Raw genomic sequence first — 20732 nt, forward strand, 5'->3', positions numbered from 1 at the left:
AATGTATCATTATCTATCGAAAGAAAATATATTTTTGACGGTTTTTCCTAAGTACATATCTTTAATCATTTCTGCCGCTATAACGCTGAAGGTAATGCCGTTGCCGCCATACCCCAATGCAAAATACATGTTGGGATGTTTTTTATGTTCACCAATAAAGGGCAAACCGTCCTTGGTTTCCCCAAAAGTACCACACCAGTAAAAGTCAAGCTCAATCTTGCTGTCGGGAAAAAGCTTCTTGAAACGTTTCAAGATAGCATCATTTTTCTTTTCCATTAGTTTGTCACGGCGCTTCGGGTCTTGAAAAGGTTCGTCAAAACCACCAACCATAATCCTATTATCATCTGTTGTTCTGACATAAATATAAGGCCGAGCAGTTTCCCAAATCAGGCAACGTTCTTCCCAAAAATCCTCATCCTTCAAAGGCTTGCTTACCAAAACATAAGTAGAGTTGAGATTCATCACTTTTTCATCCAATAAATTCTCCGATTCAAAGCCAGGAGCGGCAATGATTTTTTTGGACATAATGGTATTTTTCTTCTCGGTATAAGCAATTATAGAATCATTCTTATTTTCAATTTTGATGATATCGGTATGACTGTAAACCACTAATCCGGAATGTTTTTTATGATGATTCAAAATAGCCTGACATAATTTATAAGTATCCACCTGAGCAGAAACATCGTTATACAAAGCCGCTTTTTTATCAATATTGAATTTCGTCTTTAGTTGTTTTTGATTTAAAAAAGTCACAGGCAATTTGTGTTTTTTCCTTGTTTCATATTCTTTCTCCAAATCCTTTACACCTTTTGTATCCGAAGCAAGATAAAGACTTGATTTCATGGTAAAATCGGCATCAATCTTTAATTTTTTAATGATTTTTTGCAAAGTATAAATGGATTCAAGACACAATTCATAAGCCTTAACGGCATTTTCTTCACCTACTTTTTCAATCAATTCAAATAAAAAGACGTCAATCTCATACTGAAGTAGTGCAGAACTTGCAGTCGTACTTCCTGTAGATTCCATTCGCTTATCTACAATTATGCATTTTACACCTTCTTCGCATAAAAAATGCGCGGCCAACGCACCTGTAATTCCCGAACCAATTATCAAGACTTCTGTCTCAATATTTTCATCTAAAGTCTTGTACTCAGATGTTAATCCATTCTTTATCAGCCAAAACGGCAACCCTGATTTTAAGTTCATATCAATTTATTATTAACAACTTAAATTTAATCCAAAATTATAGCGTAACGGGTTCTATTTAAGTAAACATTATGAAAAATAAAAAGCACTATTTTTTTGTTTCGTATTAATAAAAAATTATTATTTTTAAAAATAATTTAAACATTATAAGCCATGCTAGTTAAAATATTCGGAAGTGCGGTTTTTGGCGTAGAAGCCACTACGATTACAGTGGAAGTTAATATGGATAAAGGAATTGGTTACCACCTTGTCGGACTTCCCGATAATGCCATTAAAGAAAGCAGTTTCAGGATTGCTGCCGCACTACAAAACAACGGTTTTGCCATGCCCGGCAAAAAAATAATCATCAACATGGCACCTGCCGATTTAAGGAAAGAAGGTTCCGCCTACGATTTGACGTTGGCTATTGGCATATTGGTTGGATCCGGCCAGATCAAAGCCGAAGAAGTGGACAAATACATCATCATGGGCGAGCTTTCGCTTGACGGCGGATTGCAACCTATAAAAGGAGCATTGCCGATTGCCATAAAAGCAAAAGAAGAAGGATTCAAAGGTTTTTTTCTGCCAAAGCAAAATGCAAAAGAAGCGGCAATAGTTTCCGATTTGGATGTTTATGGCGTTGAAAACCTCAAGGAAGTTATTGATTTCTTCGAAGGCACAGGAACGCTCGAACCTACTAGATTTGACACAAGAGCTGAGTTTTACAAGACATTAGATTTTCCAGAATTTGATTTCAGCGATGTGAAAGGGCAGGAGTCCATCAAAAGATGCATGGAAATTGCCGCAGCTGGGGGACACAATATCATCTTGATCGGGCCTCCAGGAGCTGGAAAAACGATGCTGGCTAAAAGATTGCCAAGTATTTTACCTCCAATGACGTTGCGTGAAGCCTTGGAAACCACAAAAATCCATAGCGTTGCAGGAAAATTAAAGGAAGTCGGTTTGATGAATCAACGACCTTTTCGGAGCCCACATCATACGATTTCGAATGTAGCTTTGGTCGGAGGTGGAAGTTATCCGCAACCTGGAGAAATTTCGATGGCACATAATGGTGTTTTATTTTTGGATGAATTACCAGAATTTAAAAGGGATGTTTTGGAAGTAATGCGTCAACCTTTGGAAGATAGGGAAGTAACGATTTCCAGAGCAAAATTCACAGTAACTTATCCTTCATCATTTATGTTGGTGGCAAGTATGAATCCAAGTCCAAGTGGTTTTTTCAATGACCCCGATATGCCTTCCAAAACTTCACCTCACGAAATGAACCGTTACATGAGCAAAATTTCCGGACCTTTATTGGACAGGATTGATATCCATATTGAAGTGACACCCGTTCCTTTCGATAAATTATCCGAAGAACGAAAAGCTGAAAGCAGTGTGGACATTCGAAAGAGAGTGACCAATGCAAGGGAAATTCAATCCAAACGATTTGAACTAATGGACAAGGTCAACTATAATGCCCAGATGAATACCAAACAGATACGCGAATTTTGTGTATTGGATGAAACTTCAAAAAATCTATTAAAAACCGCTATGGAACGATTGAATCTCTCTGCACGAGCCTACGACAGAATCTTGAAAGTTTCCAGAACAATCGCCGACTTGGAAGCTTCGGAAAATGTTGAAGCTTCGCATATTGCAGAGGCAATTCAATATCGAAGTTTGGATCGAGAAGGATGGTTGGGGTAGATTATATTTTTTTAGTATAAGTTCTTCTTCTTCTATAAATCACTGGATCAAAATGTTTCCATAAATTCTGAATCGCCAAATTGTCTTCCAATTCTGGTGTTCGGATGCAATTTGTAATACCTTTTTGTCTAAACGTTTCATAATATTCATTGAAAATCAATGCAGTAACACCTTTGCTTTGATAGAAAGGATCAACACCAATCAAGTAGAATAAAACTTCCTTGCTGTTTTTTCTTGCATTCAATAAATGGAACAATCCAAAAGGAAAAAGTTTACCGTTTGCTTTTTGTAAAGCCTTGGAAAAACTAGGCATCACGATACTAAAGGCCACTAATTTATGATCTTTATCCACTACAAATTTGATGTATTCAGGATTGATAAAACTGATGTATTTTTTCTTGAAATATTCCTTTTGAACATCTGTTATCGCTACAAAAGAAGACAGTTCAGCATAAGACGAATTAAACAAGTCGAACATTTTATCCACGTAGGGCATGATGTCTTTCGTCTTGGTGAAATTCAAAGAGGTTAGCTCGTACCTTTTGATAATCAGGTCCTTTACTTTTATGAAAAATTCAGGCTTTACATTCGAAAATGGAAACTTACTTTCTATGTATTCCTTCTCTTTCACGTAGCCTAATTGCTCCAAATGCTTGGCATAATAAGGATAATTATACCAAGTAATCATAGAACCGATTTCGTCAAAACCTTCGGTTACAACGCCAACTTTATCAAGATTTGAAAATCCCATCGGACCTTCAATATGGTCCAGATTATTTTTTTTTCCAAATTCAATAACCTTGTTCAAAAGTGCTTTTGTAACTTCTATATCGTCAATTACATCCCACCATCCAAAACGCGTTTTTCTTTTTCCTTGATCGTTAACTTCGTTCCAATTGATGATTGCGGTAATCCTTCCTGCTATTTTCCCATCTTTATAGGCAATGTAAAACTTGGCTTCGGCACTTTTAAAGGCTGGGTTTTTGTCTTTATTAAACGTTTCCAGTTCATCGTCAATCAAAGGTGGTACCCAGTAAGGGTGGTCCTTGTATAATGAAAAAGGAAATTTTATATATTCTAATAAATCTTTCTTAGTAACGGCTTCTTTTATAGTAATCATTATGGTTGTACAGGTTCAATTTCAACTTCGTCCTTACGTTTCTTCTCTTTTTCTTTATTCTTTTTCTTGTCTTCCTTGCTTTCTTTTCCGCTCTTGATTAGAACTGGTTTGTAGTTTTTGTCAAAACGCCAAGAAAGTCCGACACCTCCATAAAGTATAGATGGTGTGTCTTTAAAATTCCCACTGATTGAAGCATCAACTTGAATATTTTCTTTGATAAGATAGGCGGCACCACCTCTAAGGATGGAATCTGAATAGTAATCGCTCTTAAATCCTTGGTTTTCTAGAAATCCCGACCATTTTTCGTTGAAACCTTTGGTCATCGTAATCACATATCCATAGCTTGAAAAATCAGTTCCAATTTTGTCCGCAATAAAATTCATGACCAATACATAGCCTCCGCTAAATTGATTCTGAGTAATAATCATAGCCTTCGGAGAAAAATTCGGTTCTTCTGGATGCGAAAAAGGACTGTCGAAATTCAAGTTTGCTCCAGCGTAAACACCAACGGCAGGTAAGAATTGTCTCCATTTGAAACGATGGTTGGCCTTCCAACTGTGGATGTTTATTTTCTCTTCGTAATTTTTATGCGGGTCATAAATCAGATATTTTGCTCCAATTGTAGTCTGTTTCAAAGCACTTCGGGTTTCTTTGCTAAAATCGGTTTTGAAGGAATCATTTTGATATTGCAAGTCGATATTGAACTCCAATTGCTCCAAGAAAGCTCCGTATCGCAAACTCAAATCAAACCCAAAACCACTTGTTTTTGTTTCTAACAAGGAGTGTTTTTCTTTAATGCCATAAATTCCAGTTTCGGCTTGAAAAACCGTTTTCCCAACAGAAAAAGCCGATTGGGATTCTCCAGGACGGTTGGAATTGATAACATCTGTATGTTGGGAATAGCCTGTTGCAAAAGAGAAAAGCGTAATGGCTAGAGCTGATAATCTGATTTTGAGCATAATTCGTTTTTTTGAAATGATGTACATCATGTAAACCCAAAAGTACTATAATTTATTATTTATTTAAGACTGATAATTTATTTTTAAAGTTATGATTTGTTAAATTTGACAAATTTTATTCTACAAATGGAGACAGCTTCTTTTAATGGTTTTATAAAAACAATCTTATATATTGTTTTGTTTTACTATATCTTTAAGTTTTTGGCAAAATTATTCCTGCCTGTGCTAGTAAAGAAAGTGGTTCAAAAGGCCGAGCAAAATTTCCAACAGCAATACACGCATCAAAATCAACAGCAAAATCAGTATCAAAATACCAATAGAGATGAAATTATTGTTGATACTGCAAAATCTACAAAACCTCGCGAAACCAAAAAGGTAGGGGAGTATGTGGATTATGAAGAAATTGAGTAAGTTTGCATTGTTCAGTTTATAGTTTACGGTTTAAATCATTTACTGGACCTTAAACACTAAACTTTAAAACAGATCAATGAAATTCCTGAACAAGTTTTATCCACACCTTTTGGCCATTCTTGGCTTTATCGTTATTTCCTTAATTTATTTTTATCCAGTCCTTCAGGGCAAGCAGCTTTATCAATCTGATATTGCACAGTTTACCGGAATGGCAAAGGAGCAAAATGATTTTCGTGCTCAGGAAAATGCAGAACCTTATTGGACTGATGCCGCTTTCGGCGGAATGCCAACCTACCAAATGGGAGCCAATTATCCAAACGATTGGATTGGTGCCTTGGATGATGCGTTGCGATTCCTGCCTCGACCATCGGACTACTTGTTTTTATACTTCTTAGGTTTTTACGGTTTATTATTGGTTTTAAAAACCGATCCGCTCAAGGCTTTTTTCGGTGCTTTGGCGTTTGGTTTTTCTACCTATATGATCATCATTCTTGGTGTTGGTCACAATGCAAAAGCACACGCAATTGCCTATATGCCAATGGTTATCGCAGGTGTGATTTTGGTTTTTAGAAAAAGGTACATTGTCGGTGGATTGGTTACGATGATTGCTACAGCATTGGAAATCAACGCGAATCACTTCCAGATGACGTATTATCTTCTGTTCTTACTTTTGATAATTGGAGGATATTTCGTTTACAATTTCATCAAGGCAAAAGAATTCAAACCGCTTTTGTATGCGATGGGAACCTTTGCTGTTGCTTCCATTTTCGCGCTTGGGGCAAATGCAACTAGCTTGATGGCTACTTCTGAATATGCTGATTTCAGTATGAGAGGAAAAAGTGAACTGACTTTCAATCCAGATGGTTCAAAGAATGAGACCACAACGTCAATGGATTATGAGTACATCACCGAATACAGTTATGGTGTTTCCGAAAGTTTTAATCTTGTGGCGCCGAGATTATTTGGAGGTTCTAATTCTGAAAAGCTTGGAAAGCAATCGCATATATATGAGTTTATTTCCAAGAAAGGAGCTTCACCTGCCGAAGCAACTGATTTTACTGAGAATTATGGCGTAACCTATTGGGGTGATCAGCCAATCGTGGCCGCTCCGGCTTATATTGGTGCTATTGTTTTCTTCTTGGCAATTTTAGCCTTGTTCAACGACAAGCGAAAAATAAAATACGCTTTTCTTGCTGGAGCCATCTTCACATTGATGCTTTCCTGGGGGAAAAACTTCTCTTTCTTGACCAATTTTTTCATCGAAAATATTCCGATGTACGACAAGTTCCGTGCGGTATCTTCTATTCAGGTTATTTTAGAATTGTGTATTCCGGTCTTGGCGATTATGGGATTGCAAAGTTTCTTTAAATCGGATAAGGAACAACAGTGGAAGTCGTTGTGGAAATCGGGAGCTGTTGCTTTAGGTTTGATCGTATTGTTGTTTATCTCAAAAGGATTATTCGATTTCTCTGGACCAATTGATGATCGATTGATTCAGATGTTCAGCCAGATGGGCGACCCAACTTTTGCAGATGAATTCATGGATGCCTTAAAAGCCGATAGGAAAGACCTTTATTCAGCCGATTTATTGCGTTCTGGATTCTTGATTGTGGTGGCATTCGGATTATTATGGTTGTACATAAAAGACAGATTATCCCAAACATTTGCTGTAGTTTTAGTGGGCGCATTTATGGTTGGTGATTTGGTTTTAGTAGATAAAAATTATGTGGATACAAGCGGATTTGTAAGTGCAAGAGAAGTAAAAGAACCTTTCCAAGCAACGCCATCTGATCAGCATATTTTGCAGGATACTTCACATTACAGGGTGTATGAAGTGAATGGCAGATTACAGGCCAGAACGTCTTATTTCCATAAATCATTATCAGGTTATAGTGCCGTTCGACCACGAAGAATGGACCAGTTGTTTGCGTATCAAATTGATAAAAATAACTTGGAAGTATTGAACATGCTGAATACAAAATACGTTATTCAAGTAGATGAAAAAGGGCAGGAGTTTCCAGCGATCAACCCGGATGCAAATGGAAATGCTTGGTTTGTAAAGGAGGTGAAGTTTGTAGATTCTGCTGATGGAGAAATGAAGGCTTTGGACAGTATTGATAGTAAAAATCAAGTTGTCATCAACAACAAAGAATTTAAAGTAAGCAATGACGTTTCGTATCAAAAAGACAGTACGGCAACGATTGTCTTGAACCAATACAAGCCTAATTATTTGAAATATACTTCCAATAATACGAACAAAGGTTTGGCAGTCTTCTCTGAAATTTACTATCCACAAGGATGGAACGTAACGATTGACGGGAAAGAAGCTATACATTTCAGAGTAAATTATACCTTGAGAGGAATGGAAATTCCTGCTGGAAAACACACAATTGAATTCAAGTTTGAGCCTCAAGTAGTGAAAACTGGAAGCACCATTGCATTATTCAGTTCAATCGGGATTGTTTTGTTTTTGCTTGGCGGTATTTATTTTGAAAGTAAAAGGAAAAAAGAGAACGCCTAAAAGCGAAATTTTTCAGTAAATTTGATTATAATTTATGAGAATTATGAAAGCTAAATTAAATCATGACCATCCTTCCAAAATGCAAGCTCGTTATATAGAAGAGATTAAAAAGATGTCTCCTCAACAACGATTTGAAAAATTGATGGCAATAATTGAAATTTCATATCTTTTGAAAACAGCAAAAAAAGTATCTAAATAAGTAAATGAATACTCAAATAATTGAAATCTGGAAGTATTTTTCTTTACATAAAGTAAAATATCTTACTATTGGAGGTTTTGCCGTGAATATTTATGGTTATGGACGAAATACTGGGGATATCGACATATTTATAGAAGATTCAATTGAAAATAGAGAAAATTTGAGGGTTGCATTAAAGGAACTTGGAATAGGAGATTTTAAAAATATTAACACAATGCAATTTATTCCTGGTTGGACTGATATTACATTGAACTTTAATTTGCGACTTGATATTATGACTTCTGTAAAAGGTTTAGAAGACAATTCTTTTGATTTACTTTTAGAGAAGGCATACGTTGTAGAAATTAATGACATTCCCGTTTATTTTCTCGATTACAAGAATTTAATAGTTGCAAAAAAAGCATCGAACATACCTAAAGATATTATTGATATTGAAGAATTAGAAAAAATAAATAATCCTAATAACGATATTTAAATTCTCTCAATAATTCACAATCCTATCCCATCTTGAAAAAAGTCCTCATCATAGCTTATTATTGGCCACCAGCAGGAGGTCCGGGCGTTCAGCGATGGTTGAAGTTTGTAAAATATTTACCGGACTTTGGCATACAGCCGATTGTGTATGTGCCAGAAAATCCAACCTATCCAATTGTGGATGAAGGTTTGCTCAGTGAGGTTTCGGACAAGGCAATTATCATCAAAAAGAAAATTGTAGAACCTTACGGATTTGCCTCTTTCTTCTCAAAAAAGAATACCAAAAAGATAAGTTCAGGGATAATTCCCAATCAGAAAAAGCAATCGCTTATTCAGAAAATGCTTCTTTGGGTGAGGGGAAATATGTTTATTCCCGATGCACGTGTTTTATGGGTGAAACCTTCGGTTAAGTTTTTAGAAAAGTATATTACCGAAAACAATATCGAAACGATTATCACGACGGGTCCGCCTCATAGTCTGCACCTTATCGGTTTGGAGTTAAAGCAGAAACTAAACATCAATTGGATGGCCGATTTCCGTGACCCTTGGACAACCATCGGTTACCATAAGGCTTTGAAACTATCCGATTCGGCATCTAAAAAGCATAAAGAATTGGAATCAAAAGTGTTGAATGCAGCCGATACCATTTTGGTTACAAGCGAAACAACCAAGACCGAGTTCCAAGCCTTGACCACAAAGCCAATCGAAGTCATTACCAACGGATTTGATGTAGAGAAAGTCGAAAAGCAACCGCTAGATGAAAAATTTTCCATAGCACACATCGGTTCTTTCTTATCCGAAAGAAATCCGAGGATTTTATGGAAGTGTTTGAAAGAAATCATCAAGGAAAATCCTTCCTTTAAAACCGATTTCCAACTGAAATTGATTGGCGCCGTAAGTCAGGAAGTTTTAGATACCATTTCTGAATTCAGATTAAATGATTATGTCAACAATCTAGGCTACGTTTCGCACAAGGAAGCAGTGGCCCATCAGCGTAAATCGCAGGTTTTGTTGCTGATTGAAATCGATTCGGAAGACACGAAAAGCATCATCCCTGGGAAATTGTTTGAATACATGGTTTCGGAAAGACCAATTATTGCAATCGGTCCCGAAGGTTCTGATTTTTCTGAAATCATCCGAAATACCAATACTGGTGTCTTTCACGAATACGACGAAACCGAAAAGCTTAAGAGCACCATCCTCAACTATTACAAGGAATACCAGCAGGGAAGTTTAAAATCGCACGCCATCGGATTACAGCAATACAGCCGAAAAAAATTGACGGAACAATTGGCCTCTGCAATCCTAAATCTAAAATCTAAAATCTAAAATCCCAATGGGCATCGTCATAAAGCAATCCATCCGCAATACCATCATCACCTTTTTGGGGTTTGGGATTGGTGCGATCAATACGCTTTATATGTACACCAATTTTTTGGGTGAGGATTATTATGGATTGACTTCTTTTTTGCTGGCAACATCCAATATGATCATGCCTTTGCTGGCATTCGGCATCCAGAACACACTGATAAAGTTTTATGCCGAGCACGAATCGGAAGATGATAAATCAAGATTCTTAAACTTAATGCTGGTTTTGCCGTTGCTGATAGCCGTTCCGGTTTTTATCCTTTCGTATTTTTTTTACGACCAGATTGCCTCCTTGATTTCCGTGGAGAATCCCATCATTTATACATACGCTTGGATGATTCCGCTCATTAGTTTGTGCATGGCCTATTTCGAGATTTTCTATGCGTGGGTAAAGGTCCACATGAAATCCGTCTATGGGAATTTCATCAAGGAAGTGCTCTTGCGCATCTTTATTTCGATCTTTCTTTTTGCGGTTTATTTCAAATGGATCACACCCGTGCAATTCATTTACAGCTTGGGATGGATTTATTTCGCATTGACAGTATTGATGGCCATTTCAGCCTTTAAAATCAGAAAGCCGGCTTTTCATTTAAGGCTTCCCGAAAAGAAAAAAGACGTATTGATCTATTCCAGCTTTATCATTTTCTCGGCTGGAATTGCCGTAATGTTGTTGGAAATCGACAAGTTTATGATTGGGCAATATGCACACCTGAAGGAGAATGCCTATTACTCGGTGGCGATCTATATTGCCCTGACGGTTTCGGTGCCGATGCGGGCGATGCACCAGATTGTACACCCCATTACGACGGATTTGATGGCGCGAAAAAAGCACGACGAACTCAATAAACTGTACAAGAAAACGTCCATCACGCTTCAGGTTATTGGCGGTTGGATCATGCTCGCAATCTTTGTAAACGTCAACGAATTGTATCAGCTTTTGCCCGAAAAATACAGCGGCGGAATAGCGGTGGTGTTCATTATTTCGATTTCTAAATTCTTCGATTTGATGCTGGGCAACAACAATTCCATCATCTTCAATTCAAAATACTACCGCATGGTTTTGTTCTTGGGACTATTGCTCTTGTTTATGGTTGTAGGTTTGAACATGTATTTTATCCCCAACTTTGGGATAGAAGGTGCCGCGGTTGCCACGCTGATTTCGATTGCCTTTTACAGCCTTTCGAAGTTGATGTTTGTGGTGTTCAAGATGAAACTGTTTCCGTTTACAAAGAATACGCTCACTTCATTGGCGATTATCGTCGTTTGCTTTGTGCTGTTCTACTTTTGGGAATTTCCGTTTCATCCCGTAGTCAACATTATGCTGAAATCGGGATTGGTGACGGTCCTGTATCTGTTCCTCAATTATGCCTTAAAGGTTTCGTCGGACATCAATTATGTGTTGAATTTGGCTTTAGCCAAACTTAAACTTACCAAATAATTTTATATGCCCTTATATGCCTTATATGGTTAATTTTACCATATAAGAAATATAAGTTCATTTAAGTTTTTTTGCCACAGATTTCGCGGATTCTACAGATTGTACACGGATTGGTTTAAAATCCGTTTAATCATTGGTTAATTCTTTCTGACTAAAAAATACTACAAAAAAACTGCAAGTATTTGGCTTGCAGTTTTATTTTTGTTTGTTGATGATTTTATCTATTTCAATTTTCTCTTCTGAGGGTTTTGCCGATTTGAAAAGAAAGATAGAATTTCAATTTGATCCTTGAAAAGTCGATAATACAGCGTGTTGTGTTTTAGTATGACTACTCTTCGAATTTCCTTCTTAGTATCAGAAACTTGGAAAAGATTTGGATTTTGAGAAATATATTGTACCGTTTCTTCAAGTTTTAAAGCTAAGTTGCGCAACTCTTTTTCGGTCCAGTTTTCTTCAAGAAATTCAATTGTGTCGCTTAATTCCTTTAATGCATTATCGGTCCAAAAAATCCTATAGCCATTTTTCATACAGCTTCCTGGCGTTTGAATGTGAGTTTAATTTCCCCGCAACAGCATCTTTTAATCCTTCTTCAATTGACTCCTTTTCCAATTCTGAAATAGAATTCCACCAATCCTTATTTTCGCGTTTCCTTAAATCCATTATTTTTTCAAGAATCGTTGCATCTTCCAAAGTCGAAAGCCATTGAATTAATTCAAGTTTTGTATTTTGTATTTTCAAATCGATATCCATAGCACACTTTTTTAGTAAATCAAAAGTACAATTTTATTTTTAAAGGTATTTCCAGTGTCTGGATAAACTTCTGTGTAAGAGGTTTAAATATTGTGAGCCGGAATTATTTCCAGCTTTTTTATTTTGCAACAGATTCTACAGATTTACACAGATTAATATAAAATCCGTTGCATCCGTATGATGAGTGGTTAATTAATCTGTGAAAATCTGTGCAATCTGTGTTCAAAAAAAATGCCCTGACACAGTCAAGGCATTTAAAATCTTTTCTAGAAGATTTAGTATTTCTCTTTCTGGAAGCCCCAATCACGCAACTCCTGTTTGTATGTGTCGGGAAAATTCCCCTTGATTACATTCACAATCGCATTGAGCGCTTTCACCACATTTGCTTTCAATATGTTTTTCCCACCTACATTTACCGAAATCGCTCCATCAAGATCATTGGCTACTTTCATCAATTTTTCATAATCTCTTAGGATGGTTTCCCAAAACTTCCTGCCATACTCACGATCATCAAAACCATTTTTTTGCAATCCGTCCATCATCATTTTCAACGAAGCCAAACGCTTGTTTTGATCCCTTGGAAATGCATAGCGACCGTCTTTCATTTCTATTCCAAAAGCCGGAAAATAGCTTGTGGCACTTTCCTTCTTATGCTTTTCGGCAATATATCCCTTCACATAGCTCAAGTTATCGTCAATCTTTTTGTCGAGCATCTTCAGTGCCTTTGCAATTTGTGGTCTAGAGCCACCATCGGTTAGCCTTGCTTGTAAAACAATATTATAATTTATAGCATCCGATTCAAATTGATCTACTTTGAGCCATTGTAAGGTTAGCCAAGGATTGGCTTTCCATTTCTCAGTGGCTTTTGTAACCACAGCACCCAAATCAATATCGGTTTGTGGAACCGTGCGTTTCTTTGTTGATTTTTTTACTTCTGTTTTTGGTGTTTCTTTTTCCATAGTATTTTATATTAGATTAAAATTGAAATCTAAAATAATAATTTATTTAACAAATGCACATCGGTAAATAAAAATATTTTCGATTTAGGCTAATGATACCTCTAAATATATTTAAAAAAGTATTTTAGGGTTGAAATCCTCAAAACTGTTACAGCTGTATGAGATTGCGTATTATTGGGTTAAAAATACAAAAGTCATTACAGCTGTATCAAGTAGCTGAAATTTTGCTTCAAAATCCAAAAACCGTTACAGCTGTATGAGGTAGCTTACATTTGAGCAAAAAAATCAGAATCCGTTACAACTGTACAAAGGGCAAAAGCACTTGCTTAAGAGGGTTGTACAGTTGTACAAGGCATAAAAGCACTTGCTTTAAAGGGTTGTACAGTTGTACAAGGGGCAAAAGCACTTGCTTAAGAGGGTTGTACAGTTGTACAAGGCATAAAAGCACTTGCTTTAGGGGGTTGTACAGTTGTACAAGGGTATTTACAAATTAAAAAAACTGCAAGGTTTGTGGCTTGCAGTTTGATTTTGTTTGTGCCACGCGAAGGGATTCGAGCGGGAGCGGGGGATCTATTCTTCAAGTAAATTTGTATTATTTTGCTCAATCTGGAAAATTGTATTATTTAATTGTTCCAACCTTTCGACATTTTGAATGTTAAACGTTTCATTAATTGTTTTGTAATTAATATTTATTGAAGTCTTTTCAATGACTTTAGATGTTTCTTCGAGTTTTTCTTTTGCCAGAACTAAAGGAGTTATTCCTCCCACAAATCCGCCTAATGCTCCTAACACAATAATAGTTTCCTTTATACATCCAATAACAGAAGACCAATCGATATACTGATTGTCAAGTTTCTTTATTACTCTTTGTAAATATTCAATTATCTGTTTCTTAACTTTATCGCTAATAGTTATATCCTTTTTTATCAGTTCAATTGCGTCAAGGATTAGTTCTTTTACTTGTTGCTTGTTCGAATTTTCCGGCTGAAAGAATCCGTTAAGTTTCAAATTGTTGTATCGATAGTGTCTCATATTCGAAGCATCGCCAATAAACTCTAAAGTTTGAGAATAAAGTTCTTCGAAATCATCCTTAATTTTTGGTATAATGTTTCCATTTTTACCCAAGAGAAATAGTAAAATTTTAGACTTATCTTTTCGTCTTCTATTCACTTTTACATCTTCAACTATTGAATTAATTAAATCAAAATATTTCTCCTTTTTTTCTTTTACAATGTAAGTCAAATTATCTATGCAATTAATAAACTTTGTCGAAGTCGCTTTTAGCTGAATTTGTTCCTCGTATGGAAACTCTTTAGAAGATAAGTTTGATAAGTATTGTAAGTAATATTCAAAAATTAAATCTGAATTGTCTAAATCGGTATTTAAATATTCTGTAAATGTCATATTTTGATTTTTGTTTAGTTCCGTGAAACTTGTCTACAAGATAGAACTTTCTTCGTAAACGAACAACTTCCAGCTACCGAAAATCAGCCATGACGACTAACGACGGATAGTTTTAGATTGTAAAATCTTCGTTGTTTGTATCAATCCATTTGAAACGGGTATTCATTGGGCCAAAATCAATTGCAGTACGCATTGGAATTACTGTCGTATTTTTACCTTTTTTTAAAACCCTAAACATTGAAACAACTTCCAATTGCAAATTTGCGTCAACGGCAGATGGAGAAAGAACAACATTTTGACCTTTAAATTCTGTTTTCACACTCGGATAAGCTATTCCTGGAAAACGTCGCCAATTAATAGCTAAGTCAGTATAAGCTGCAGAGGGCATGTAGTCGAAATGAGACTTTATATTTTTTTTTGCGAATTGGTTGGAAAAGAATTTTAAAATAGCCTGAAATTGAACTACAAATTGAGGAAGTTCATTTTTTAATCTTTCAGAATGAAATTCAAATGCTCTCTGAATATCTACAGAATTTTCAATCGATTTTTCATCAAAAACGACTTCAACAATTTCCATTTCATTTATTATTTTCCATTTCCCCACAGTCATTATAAAATCGGCGTTATCAACATTATTGGTTTCAAGGTTCCTAAATATTTCACTTGTTTCCATTAAGTTTACATATCTAGGAAGTGCGATTGCTTCTGATTCATAAGCACCATAAAACAATGAATTATGCGGAACATTTGCCCTGCCATAGGTTTTGATATTTTCGTAATCTGTTCTGTATGACAAATCTTTTTCTGAGTAAAATATTTGATCAGGTTTGTTAATTCTTGCTCTTTCAATGTAGTGACCCGATTTTAATTTGGCTGAAGCAAAAGGAATAAAAACTAACGATCGAATTTTTTGAATCAATTTGGTATAGCTTAATTGGCTGAAGTCGGCGCAACTAATTTCAAGAATTATCTTCTGAATTGTTTCTATATCAGGTAATTTCTCGAAATTGTGTTGCTGATGTTCCATAAAATTGCTTGTAAATCTTATTATATTAGAAACAAACTTTCGCTAATCACATCAAAATGGTTGTATATGCAAAAGACTATTTATTTCATTTTTCAAATATACCATAAATCCCTACAACTTCTCCTTCAAATACTTCCCCGTAACACTAGCCTTATTCTTCGCCACTTCCTCAGGTGTCCCAACGGCTAGAATCTGTCCGCCATTTTCGCCCCCTTCGGGACCTAAATCAATAATCCAATCGGCACATTTTATCATGTCGAGGTTGTGCTCAATTACAATAATCGAGTGGCCCTTGTCGATCAGGGCATCAAACGAAGTCAGCAATTTCTTGATGTCGTGGAAGTGCAAACCGGTGGTAGGTTCGTCAAAAACAAACAGCGCTTTCTCCTTCGTGCTTCCTTTTACCAGGAACGACGCCAGCTTGATACGCTGGGCCTCGCCACCGGAAAGGGTAGAAGAGGACTGCCCCAACTGCACATAGCCCAGACCAACGTCCTGCAGGGGTTGCAGTTTCTGTACAATCTTGGTCTGCTTGGTGTCCTTGAAAAACGCCAAGGCATCGTCAACGGTCATCGTCAGGATGTCGTCGATATTTTTTCCTTCGAAATTGACTTCGAGGATTTCCTTCTTGAAACGTTTTCCGTTGCAGGTGTCGCACGGCAATTGAACATCGGCCATAAAGACCATCTCCACGTTGATCGAACCTTCGCCCTTGCAGGTTTCGCAACGCCCTCCGTCCACATTAAACGAGAAATGCTTGGCCTGATAGCCTCTTATCTTGGACAGTTTTTCCTTGGCATACAAATCACGGATGTCGTCGTATGCTTTTATATAGGTAACCGGATTGGAGCGCGAACTCCTCCCGATTGGGTTCTGGTCCACATATTCAATATGGTGGATCTTGTGGTAATGGCCTCGCATTTCGGTAAACTGTCCGGCTTTTTCGCCCACGCCGTCGAGTTTCTTTTGCATTGCTGGAAAGAGGATTTTCTTGACCAGCGTACTTTTTCCGCTTCCGGAAACGCCTGTAATCACCGTTAAAACTTCTAACGGGAAACGTACGTCTACATTCTGCAGGTTGTTTTCGCGAGCTCCCAGGATTTCGATATAGGCACCTGATTTTCTTCGGCTTTTCGGCACTTTGATTTCAAGGCTTCCATTCAAATATTTTGAAGTCAACGAATCTGATTTCAAGATTTCTTCATAGGTTCCTTGTGCTACAAGATTTCCTCCGAAGGTTCCTGCTTCGGGACCGATATCGATGATCATATCGGCCGAACGCATAATGTCTTCGTCGTGTTCGACCACGATTACGGTGTTGCCTAAATTGCGTAATGAAATCAACACATTAATCAATCGTTCGGTATCTTTTGGATGCAATCCGATACTGGGTTCGTCCAAGATATACATCGAACCCACCAAACTGCTTCCCAAGGAAGTCGCAAGGTTGATACGCTGTGATTCACCACCCGAAAGTGTGGCCGAATTACGGTTGAGGGTAAGATAATCCAGACCCACTTCGACCAAGAAACTCAAGCGGTTGTTGATTTCAATCAGCAATCGTTTGGCTACTTTCTGGTCAAATTCAGACAGTTCAATATCCTTGAAAAATGCGGTCAGGTTTTTAATAGGCAAATCTACAAGTTCGGAAATAGTTCTTCCGCCTACTTTTACATAGGATGCTTCGGGACGCAAACGCTTGCCCTTGCAGGCATAACACTTGGTTTTTCCTCTGTAGCGCGAAAGCATCACACGGTTTTGTATCTTATAATTTTTTTCCTCCAATTCCTTGAAGAAATCATTCAGGCCTGTAAAATACTTGTTTCCTTTCCAAAGCACGTCTTTCTGCTCATCGGACAATTGATAATACGGCTTGTGTATTGGAAAATCAAATTGATAAGCGGAATTGACCAATTGGTCGCGGTACCAGCCCATGCTTTCGCCACGCCAGGCATAGACGGCATTTTCATAGATGGAAAGAGCGGTGTTGGGTACCACAAGTTCTTCATCGATACCGATGATATTTCCGTAGCCTTCGCAAACCGGGCAGGCTCCATAGGGATTGTTGAAGCTGAATAGGTGCACGTTTGGCTCTAGAAACGAAATGCCATCGAGTTCGAAATTATTGCTGTAGGTATATCGTTTATCCGTGTTTAATTCTTGCAGAAAGCTTTCGCCTTTTCCTTCAAAGAAAGCAGTCTGTACGGCATCTGAAAGGCGGTTGTAGAATTCTTCTTCGTCCTTAACGATGATTCTATCCACAATCAAATAGACATCTTTTTTCGACTTCAGTTTGTTGATTTTCTCCATCGCTTCCGCAAATTCATCCAGACGGATAGTTTCGTTATCGACCAATATCCTGGAGAAACCTTGCTGTAAAAGCACACCTAGTTTTTCTTCGAGCGTTCTCCCTTTTTCGATATGGATAGGAGCGAGGAGCAACCATTTGCTGTCCAGTTCAAACGTTTTTACATCGTTGATGACATCGGTAACGGTATTTTTTTTGACTTCAAGTCCAGAAACAGGCGAGTAGGTCTTTCCAATTCGGGCAAAAAGCAATTTCAGATAATCGTATATTTCGGTAGAAGTCCCGACTGTAGAACGGGCATTGGTGGTATTTACCTTTTGCTCAATCGCAATTGCAGGAGCGATTCCTTTGATGTATTCTACTTTTGGCTTGTCCAATCTTCCAAGAAATTGTCTTGCATAGGACGACAGACTTTCTACATAACGGCGTTGGCCTTCAGCATATAAGGTATCAAATGCCAAACTGGATTTTCCAGAACCCGAAAGGCCTGTTATGACCACCAATTTGTTTCTAGGTATGGCGACATCAACGTTTTTCAGGTTGTGTACCTGTGCTCCTTTGATGATTATATTTTTCTTCGGTTCGAGAGTGGAAAGGTCTATTTTCATTGCAAAAAGTGAATTTTTACAAAGGTAATCATTCTGCATATAGATTTATTGTGTGGCAAATGTCAAATATTATATAATTTATAGAATATTAGAATGGTATGCTTATTGTGAAGTATAATCAAGTAAACTCAAATGTTTTTGACATAAAATAGCTTTGTTTTTAAAGTTTATTGTATGAAAAATGTTAAATTTTCAATTTGCATTTGGATGGTAAAAATATTTTACGTTACATTTGGGTATTATTTAATCTTTAATTAACATTTGCCTATTCCAAAAAATTACTTTTTAGAGACATCTCGAAAATCTTAAACCAAAAACTAAAAAGTTAATTTTATGGCTAATGTTCAAATCCCCGATGCTTTATTGGTAAAGAATTATGTTGCAGGAGACGAAAACGCTTTGGCTTCATTAATCAAAAGGCATCAATCGAAAATCTTCGGTTTTATTTATTCAAAAGTGGGTGACAGAGATGTATCGGAAGATATTTTTCAGGATACGTTTATCAAAGTCATCAAAACCTTGAAATCCAACTCTTATAACGAGGAAGGAAAATTTCTTCCTTGGGTAATGCGAATTGCGCACAACCTGATTGTGGATTATTTTAGAAAAAATAAAAAGATGCCAATGTTTCGAGAAACAGAGGAGTTTTCGATTTTTTCGATCATGACCGATAATAATCCGAATATCGAATCCCAGATGATTACAACTCAGGTTGAGAATGATTTGCAAAAATTAATCGACGAACTTCCGAACGATCAGAAAGAAGTTTTGGTGATGCGTATTTATCAAGACTTGAGTTTTAAGGAAATATCAGAATTGACAGGCGTAAGTATTAATACCGCTTTGGGAAGAATGCGCTATGCTTTATTGAATTTGAGAAAAGTTATCGAAAAACATCAAATTGTATTGACGAACTAACAATATTACGGAGAAGTTGTCGTTATAAAAGAAAAACCCTTTTATATGGCGAAAATTTACTCTAAAAAAATGTTAGCAAAATCTACAATGAAACCTAAAAAAGAAACCATATCTTTTTTGCTGAATTACTCCAAAGCACTGAGCTTTATTAAAGTGGGTAAGCTTAAAATTGAGACTATCGCTAACTAAGAAAATCCCGTATTGTTTAAACGATACGGGATTTTTTATATTCTTCCAAAACTGATTTTCTACCGATTGTTTTGGTGATGATGTCCTTTTCCAGATTCCATCCTCTTGCGGGCGAATATTCCCTTCCGTACCAAATAATCTGCAGATGCAAATCGTTCCATAATTCTCTTGGGAAGATTCGCTTAGCATCTTTTTCGGTTTGAACGACATTTTTTCCATTGGTTAAGTTCCATCGGTACATCAATCGGTGAATGTGTGTGTCAACTGGAAAGGCTGGAACTCCAAATGCTTGAGACATTACTACGCTTGCCGTTTTATGTCCGACAGCTGGCAAAGATTCTAATGCTTCAAAACTTTGCGGCACTTCTCCATTGTATTTGTCAATTAAAATATGTGATAGACCGTGAATACCTTTCGATTTCATAGGTGACAATCCACAAGGACGAATGATTTCCTTGATTTCCTCCACCGACATTTTAACCATATCATAAGGATTATCGGCTTTAGCGAAAAGCAATGGCGTGATTTGATTCACTCTAACATCGGTGCATTGAGCCGAAAGCAAAACGGCAATCAGTAAAGTATAAGGATCCTTATGGTCGAGCGGAATTGGAATTGTTGGATATAGTTCTTTTAACGTATTAATAACAAAGTGCACGCGTTCTTCTTTGGTCATTTTTGTGTAGTTTTAACCTAACAAATATAAGCGTTATGACGACATTAAAAAAGGGCGACAAGGCTCCTGATTTTTCAGGATTTGACCAGGACAATAAATTTCATCAATTGGAAGATTACAAAGGGCAGAAGTTAGTGGTGTTCTTTTATCCAAAAGCAAACACGCCAGGCTGTACGGCAGAAGCCTGCGATTTAAGAGATAATTTCGAACGATTTAAAGCCAACAATTATGCTTTACTTGGCGTTAGTGCCGATTCTCAAAAAGCTCAAGGAAAATTCAAGGACAAGTTTAAGTTCCCTTTTCCGCTTTTAGCAGATGAAGACAAATCGGTTATTGAGGCATTTGGCGTTTGGGGACCGAAGAAATTCATGGGAAGAACGTATGACGGAATCCACCGTGTGACTTTTGTAATTGACGAAGAAGGAATTATTGAAGAGGTGATTTCGGATGTGAAAACCAAAGCACACGCTTCACAGATTTTGAAATAATATTTTGTAGAAATAAA

20 protein-coding genes are annotated in these 20732 nt (G+C 36.9%); 10 read left to right on the forward strand and 10 right to left on the reverse strand.

The window, feature by feature from the left end:
- Positions 1 to 9: 9 nt before the first annotated feature.
- The gene (locus ACI6PS_RS01490; protein WP_421010767.1) at positions 10 to 1209 is read right to left on the reverse strand and encodes an NAD(P)/FAD-dependent oxidoreductase; all 1200 of its coding nucleotides are present in this window, start codon (positions 1207 to 1209) and stop codon (positions 10 to 12) included.
- A 153-nt stretch (positions 1210 to 1362) separates the two neighbouring features.
- Here ACI6PS_RS01490 and ACI6PS_RS01495 point away from each other — a divergent pair, with 153 nt between their 5' ends.
- A complete protein-coding gene (locus ACI6PS_RS01495) occupies positions 1363 to 2898 on the forward strand; it encodes a YifB family Mg chelatase-like AAA ATPase (protein ID WP_421010768.1) in 1536 nt (511 codons plus the stop codon).
- Between the two features lies 1 nt (position 2899).
- On the opposite strand, the gene ACI6PS_RS01500 is transcribed toward ACI6PS_RS01495, so the two are convergent.
- The gene (locus tag ACI6PS_RS01500) at positions 2900 to 4018 is read right to left on the reverse strand and encodes a GTP cyclohydrolase (RefSeq protein ID WP_421010769.1); all 1119 of its coding nucleotides are present in this window, start codon (positions 4016 to 4018) and stop codon (positions 2900 to 2902) included.
- Positions 4018 to 4977 (reverse strand): transporter, encoded by a 960-nt coding sequence (locus ACI6PS_RS01505; RefSeq protein WP_421010770.1) that lies wholly within the window; start codon positions 4975 to 4977, stop codon positions 4018 to 4020. Before ACI6PS_RS01505 ends, ACI6PS_RS01500 begins: the two co-directional genes overlap by 1 nt.
- Before the next feature lie 126 nt (positions 4978 to 5103).
- Between ACI6PS_RS01505 and ACI6PS_RS01510 the strand changes: the two genes are divergently transcribed.
- The 6 genes from ACI6PS_RS01510 to ACI6PS_RS01535 all read left to right on the forward strand — a co-directional run bounded on the left by ACI6PS_RS01510 (position 5104) and on the right by ACI6PS_RS01535 (position 11388).
- Positions 5104 to 5388 carry a DUF4834 family protein gene (locus ACI6PS_RS01510; protein WP_421010771.1) on the forward strand — a complete coding sequence of 95 codons (285 nt, stop codon included), beginning with the start codon at positions 5104 to 5106 and terminating at the stop codon, positions 5386 to 5388.
- A gap of 76 nt (positions 5389 to 5464) precedes the next feature.
- The gene (locus ACI6PS_RS01515; protein WP_421010772.1) at positions 5465 to 7909 is read left to right on the forward strand and encodes a YfhO family protein; all 2445 of its coding nucleotides are present in this window, start codon (positions 5465 to 5467) and stop codon (positions 7907 to 7909) included.
- A 43-nt stretch (positions 7910 to 7952) separates the two neighbouring features.
- The gene (locus ACI6PS_RS01520) at positions 7953 to 8108 is read left to right on the forward strand and encodes a hypothetical protein (RefSeq protein WP_421010773.1); all 156 of its coding nucleotides are present in this window, start codon (positions 7953 to 7955) and stop codon (positions 8106 to 8108) included.
- A 4-nt stretch (positions 8109 to 8112) separates the two neighbouring features.
- A complete protein-coding gene (locus tag ACI6PS_RS01525) occupies positions 8113 to 8583 on the forward strand; it encodes a hypothetical protein (protein WP_421010774.1) in 471 nt (156 codons plus the stop codon).
- A 32-nt stretch (positions 8584 to 8615) separates the two neighbouring features.
- A complete protein-coding gene (locus ACI6PS_RS01530; protein WP_421010775.1) occupies positions 8616 to 9911 on the forward strand; it encodes a glycosyltransferase family 4 protein in 1296 nt (431 codons plus the stop codon).
- 7 nt (positions 9912 to 9918) lie between these two features.
- The gene (locus tag ACI6PS_RS01535; RefSeq protein ID WP_421010776.1) at positions 9919 to 11388 is read left to right on the forward strand and encodes a lipopolysaccharide biosynthesis protein; all 1470 of its coding nucleotides are present in this window, start codon (positions 9919 to 9921) and stop codon (positions 11386 to 11388) included.
- A 221-nt stretch (positions 11389 to 11609) separates the two neighbouring features.
- Here ACI6PS_RS01535 and ACI6PS_RS01540 read toward each other — a convergent pair whose 3' ends face one another.
- From ACI6PS_RS01540 to uvrA, 6 genes are all read right to left on the reverse strand, one after another.
- Positions 11610 to 11915, reverse strand: coding sequence for a type II toxin-antitoxin system RelE/ParE family toxin (locus ACI6PS_RS01540; RefSeq protein ID WP_421010777.1), 306 nt, complete (start codon positions 11913 to 11915; stop codon positions 11610 to 11612).
- A complete protein-coding gene (locus ACI6PS_RS01545) occupies positions 11899 to 12138 on the reverse strand; it encodes a hypothetical protein (RefSeq protein WP_421010778.1) in 240 nt (79 codons plus the stop codon). Before ACI6PS_RS01545 ends, ACI6PS_RS01540 begins: the two co-directional genes overlap by 17 nt.
- A 275-nt stretch (positions 12139 to 12413) precedes the next feature.
- Complete coding sequence (locus tag ACI6PS_RS01550; protein WP_421010779.1) at positions 12414 to 13097, reverse strand: hypothetical protein; 684 nt, start codon at positions 13095 to 13097, stop codon at positions 12414 to 12416.
- 570 nt (positions 13098 to 13667) lie between these two features.
- A complete protein-coding gene (locus ACI6PS_RS01555) occupies positions 13668 to 14501 on the reverse strand; it encodes a hypothetical protein (protein ID WP_421010780.1) in 834 nt (277 codons plus the stop codon).
- 112 nt (positions 14502 to 14613) lie between these two features.
- On the reverse strand, positions 14614 to 15528 hold the full coding sequence (locus tag ACI6PS_RS01560) for a hypothetical protein (protein ID WP_421010781.1): 915 nt from the start codon (positions 15526 to 15528) through the stop codon (positions 14614 to 14616).
- Between the two features lie 111 nt (positions 15529 to 15639).
- A complete protein-coding gene (gene uvrA, locus ACI6PS_RS01565; RefSeq protein WP_421010782.1) occupies positions 15640 to 18444 on the reverse strand; it encodes an excinuclease ABC subunit UvrA in 2805 nt (934 codons plus the stop codon).
- A 333-nt stretch (positions 18445 to 18777) separates the two neighbouring features.
- Between uvrA and ACI6PS_RS01570 the strand changes: the two genes are divergently transcribed.
- Together ACI6PS_RS01570 and ACI6PS_RS01575 are read left to right on the forward strand one after the other, a co-directional pair.
- Positions 18778 to 19362: an RNA polymerase sigma factor gene (locus tag ACI6PS_RS01570; protein WP_421010783.1), complete on the forward strand. Its 585-nt coding sequence runs from the start codon at positions 18778 to 18780 to the stop codon at positions 19360 to 19362.
- 45 nt (positions 19363 to 19407) lie between these two features.
- Positions 19408 to 19551, forward strand: coding sequence for a hypothetical protein (locus ACI6PS_RS01575; protein WP_421010784.1), 144 nt, complete (start codon positions 19408 to 19410; stop codon positions 19549 to 19551).
- Positions 19552 to 19567: 16 nt separating this feature from the next.
- Here ACI6PS_RS01575 and ACI6PS_RS01580 read toward each other — a convergent pair whose 3' ends face one another.
- A complete protein-coding gene (locus tag ACI6PS_RS01580) occupies positions 19568 to 20227 on the reverse strand; it encodes an endonuclease III domain-containing protein (RefSeq protein WP_421010785.1) in 660 nt (219 codons plus the stop codon).
- A gap of 35 nt (positions 20228 to 20262) precedes the next feature.
- On the opposite strand from ACI6PS_RS01580, the gene bcp reads away from it, so the two are divergent.
- On the forward strand, positions 20263 to 20715 hold the full coding sequence (bcp, locus tag ACI6PS_RS01585; RefSeq protein WP_421010786.1) for a thioredoxin-dependent thiol peroxidase: 453 nt from the start codon (positions 20263 to 20265) through the stop codon (positions 20713 to 20715).
- Positions 20716 to 20732 lie beyond the last annotated feature (17 nt).

The organism is Flavobacterium sp. PLA-1-15 (genome assembly GCF_049060005.1).
Lineage (GTDB): Bacteria > Bacteroidota > Bacteroidia > Flavobacteriales > Flavobacteriaceae > Flavobacterium.

Coding starts and splice junctions, on each gene's coding strand:
- ACI6PS_RS01490 (WP_421010767.1), bottom strand. CDS start 1,209: ATGAACTTAAAATCAGGGTTGCCGTTTTGGCTGATAAAGAATGGATTA.
- ACI6PS_RS01495 (WP_421010768.1), top strand. CDS start 1,363: ATGCTAGTTAAAATATTCGGAAGTGCGGTTTTTGGCGTAGAAGCCACT.
- ACI6PS_RS01500 (WP_421010769.1), bottom strand. CDS start 4,018: ATGATTACTATAAAAGAAGCCGTTACTAAGAAAGATTTATTAGAATAT.
- ACI6PS_RS01505 (WP_421010770.1), bottom strand. CDS start 4,977: ATGCTCAAAATCAGATTATCAGCTCTAGCCATTACGCTTTTCTCTTTT.
- ACI6PS_RS01510 (WP_421010771.1), top strand. CDS start 5,104: ATGGAGACAGCTTCTTTTAATGGTTTTATAAAAACAATCTTATATATT.
- ACI6PS_RS01515 (WP_421010772.1), top strand. CDS start 5,465: ATGAAATTCCTGAACAAGTTTTATCCACACCTTTTGGCCATTCTTGGC.
- ACI6PS_RS01520 (WP_421010773.1), top strand. CDS start 7,953: ATGAAAGCTAAATTAAATCATGACCATCCTTCCAAAATGCAAGCTCGT.
- ACI6PS_RS01525 (WP_421010774.1), top strand. CDS start 8,113: ATGAATACTCAAATAATTGAAATCTGGAAGTATTTTTCTTTACATAAA.
- ACI6PS_RS01535 (WP_421010776.1), top strand. CDS start 9,919: ATGGGCATCGTCATAAAGCAATCCATCCGCAATACCATCATCACCTTT.
- ACI6PS_RS01540 (WP_421010777.1), bottom strand. CDS start 11,915: ATGAAAAATGGCTATAGGATTTTTTGGACCGATAATGCATTAAAGGAA.
- ACI6PS_RS01545 (WP_421010778.1), bottom strand. CDS start 12,138: ATGGATATCGATTTGAAAATACAAAATACAAAACTTGAATTAATTCAA.
- ACI6PS_RS01550 (WP_421010779.1), bottom strand. CDS start 13,097: ATGGAAAAAGAAACACCAAAAACAGAAGTAAAAAAATCAACAAAGAAA.
- ACI6PS_RS01555 (WP_421010780.1), bottom strand. CDS start 14,501: ATGACATTTACAGAATATTTAAATACCGATTTAGACAATTCAGATTTA.
- ACI6PS_RS01560 (WP_421010781.1), bottom strand. CDS start 15,528: ATGGAACATCAGCAACACAATTTCGAGAAATTACCTGATATAGAAACA.
- uvrA (WP_421010782.1), bottom strand. CDS start 18,444: ATGAAAATAGACCTTTCCACTCTCGAACCGAAGAAAAATATAATCATC.
- ACI6PS_RS01570 (WP_421010783.1), top strand. CDS start 18,778: ATGGCTAATGTTCAAATCCCCGATGCTTTATTGGTAAAGAATTATGTT.
- ACI6PS_RS01575 (WP_421010784.1), top strand. CDS start 19,408: ATGGCGAAAATTTACTCTAAAAAAATGTTAGCAAAATCTACAATGAAA.
- ACI6PS_RS01580 (WP_421010785.1), bottom strand. CDS start 20,227: ATGACCAAAGAAGAACGCGTGCACTTTGTTATTAATACGTTAAAAGAA.
- bcp (WP_421010786.1), top strand. CDS start 20,263: ATGACGACATTAAAAAAGGGCGACAAGGCTCCTGATTTTTCAGGATTT.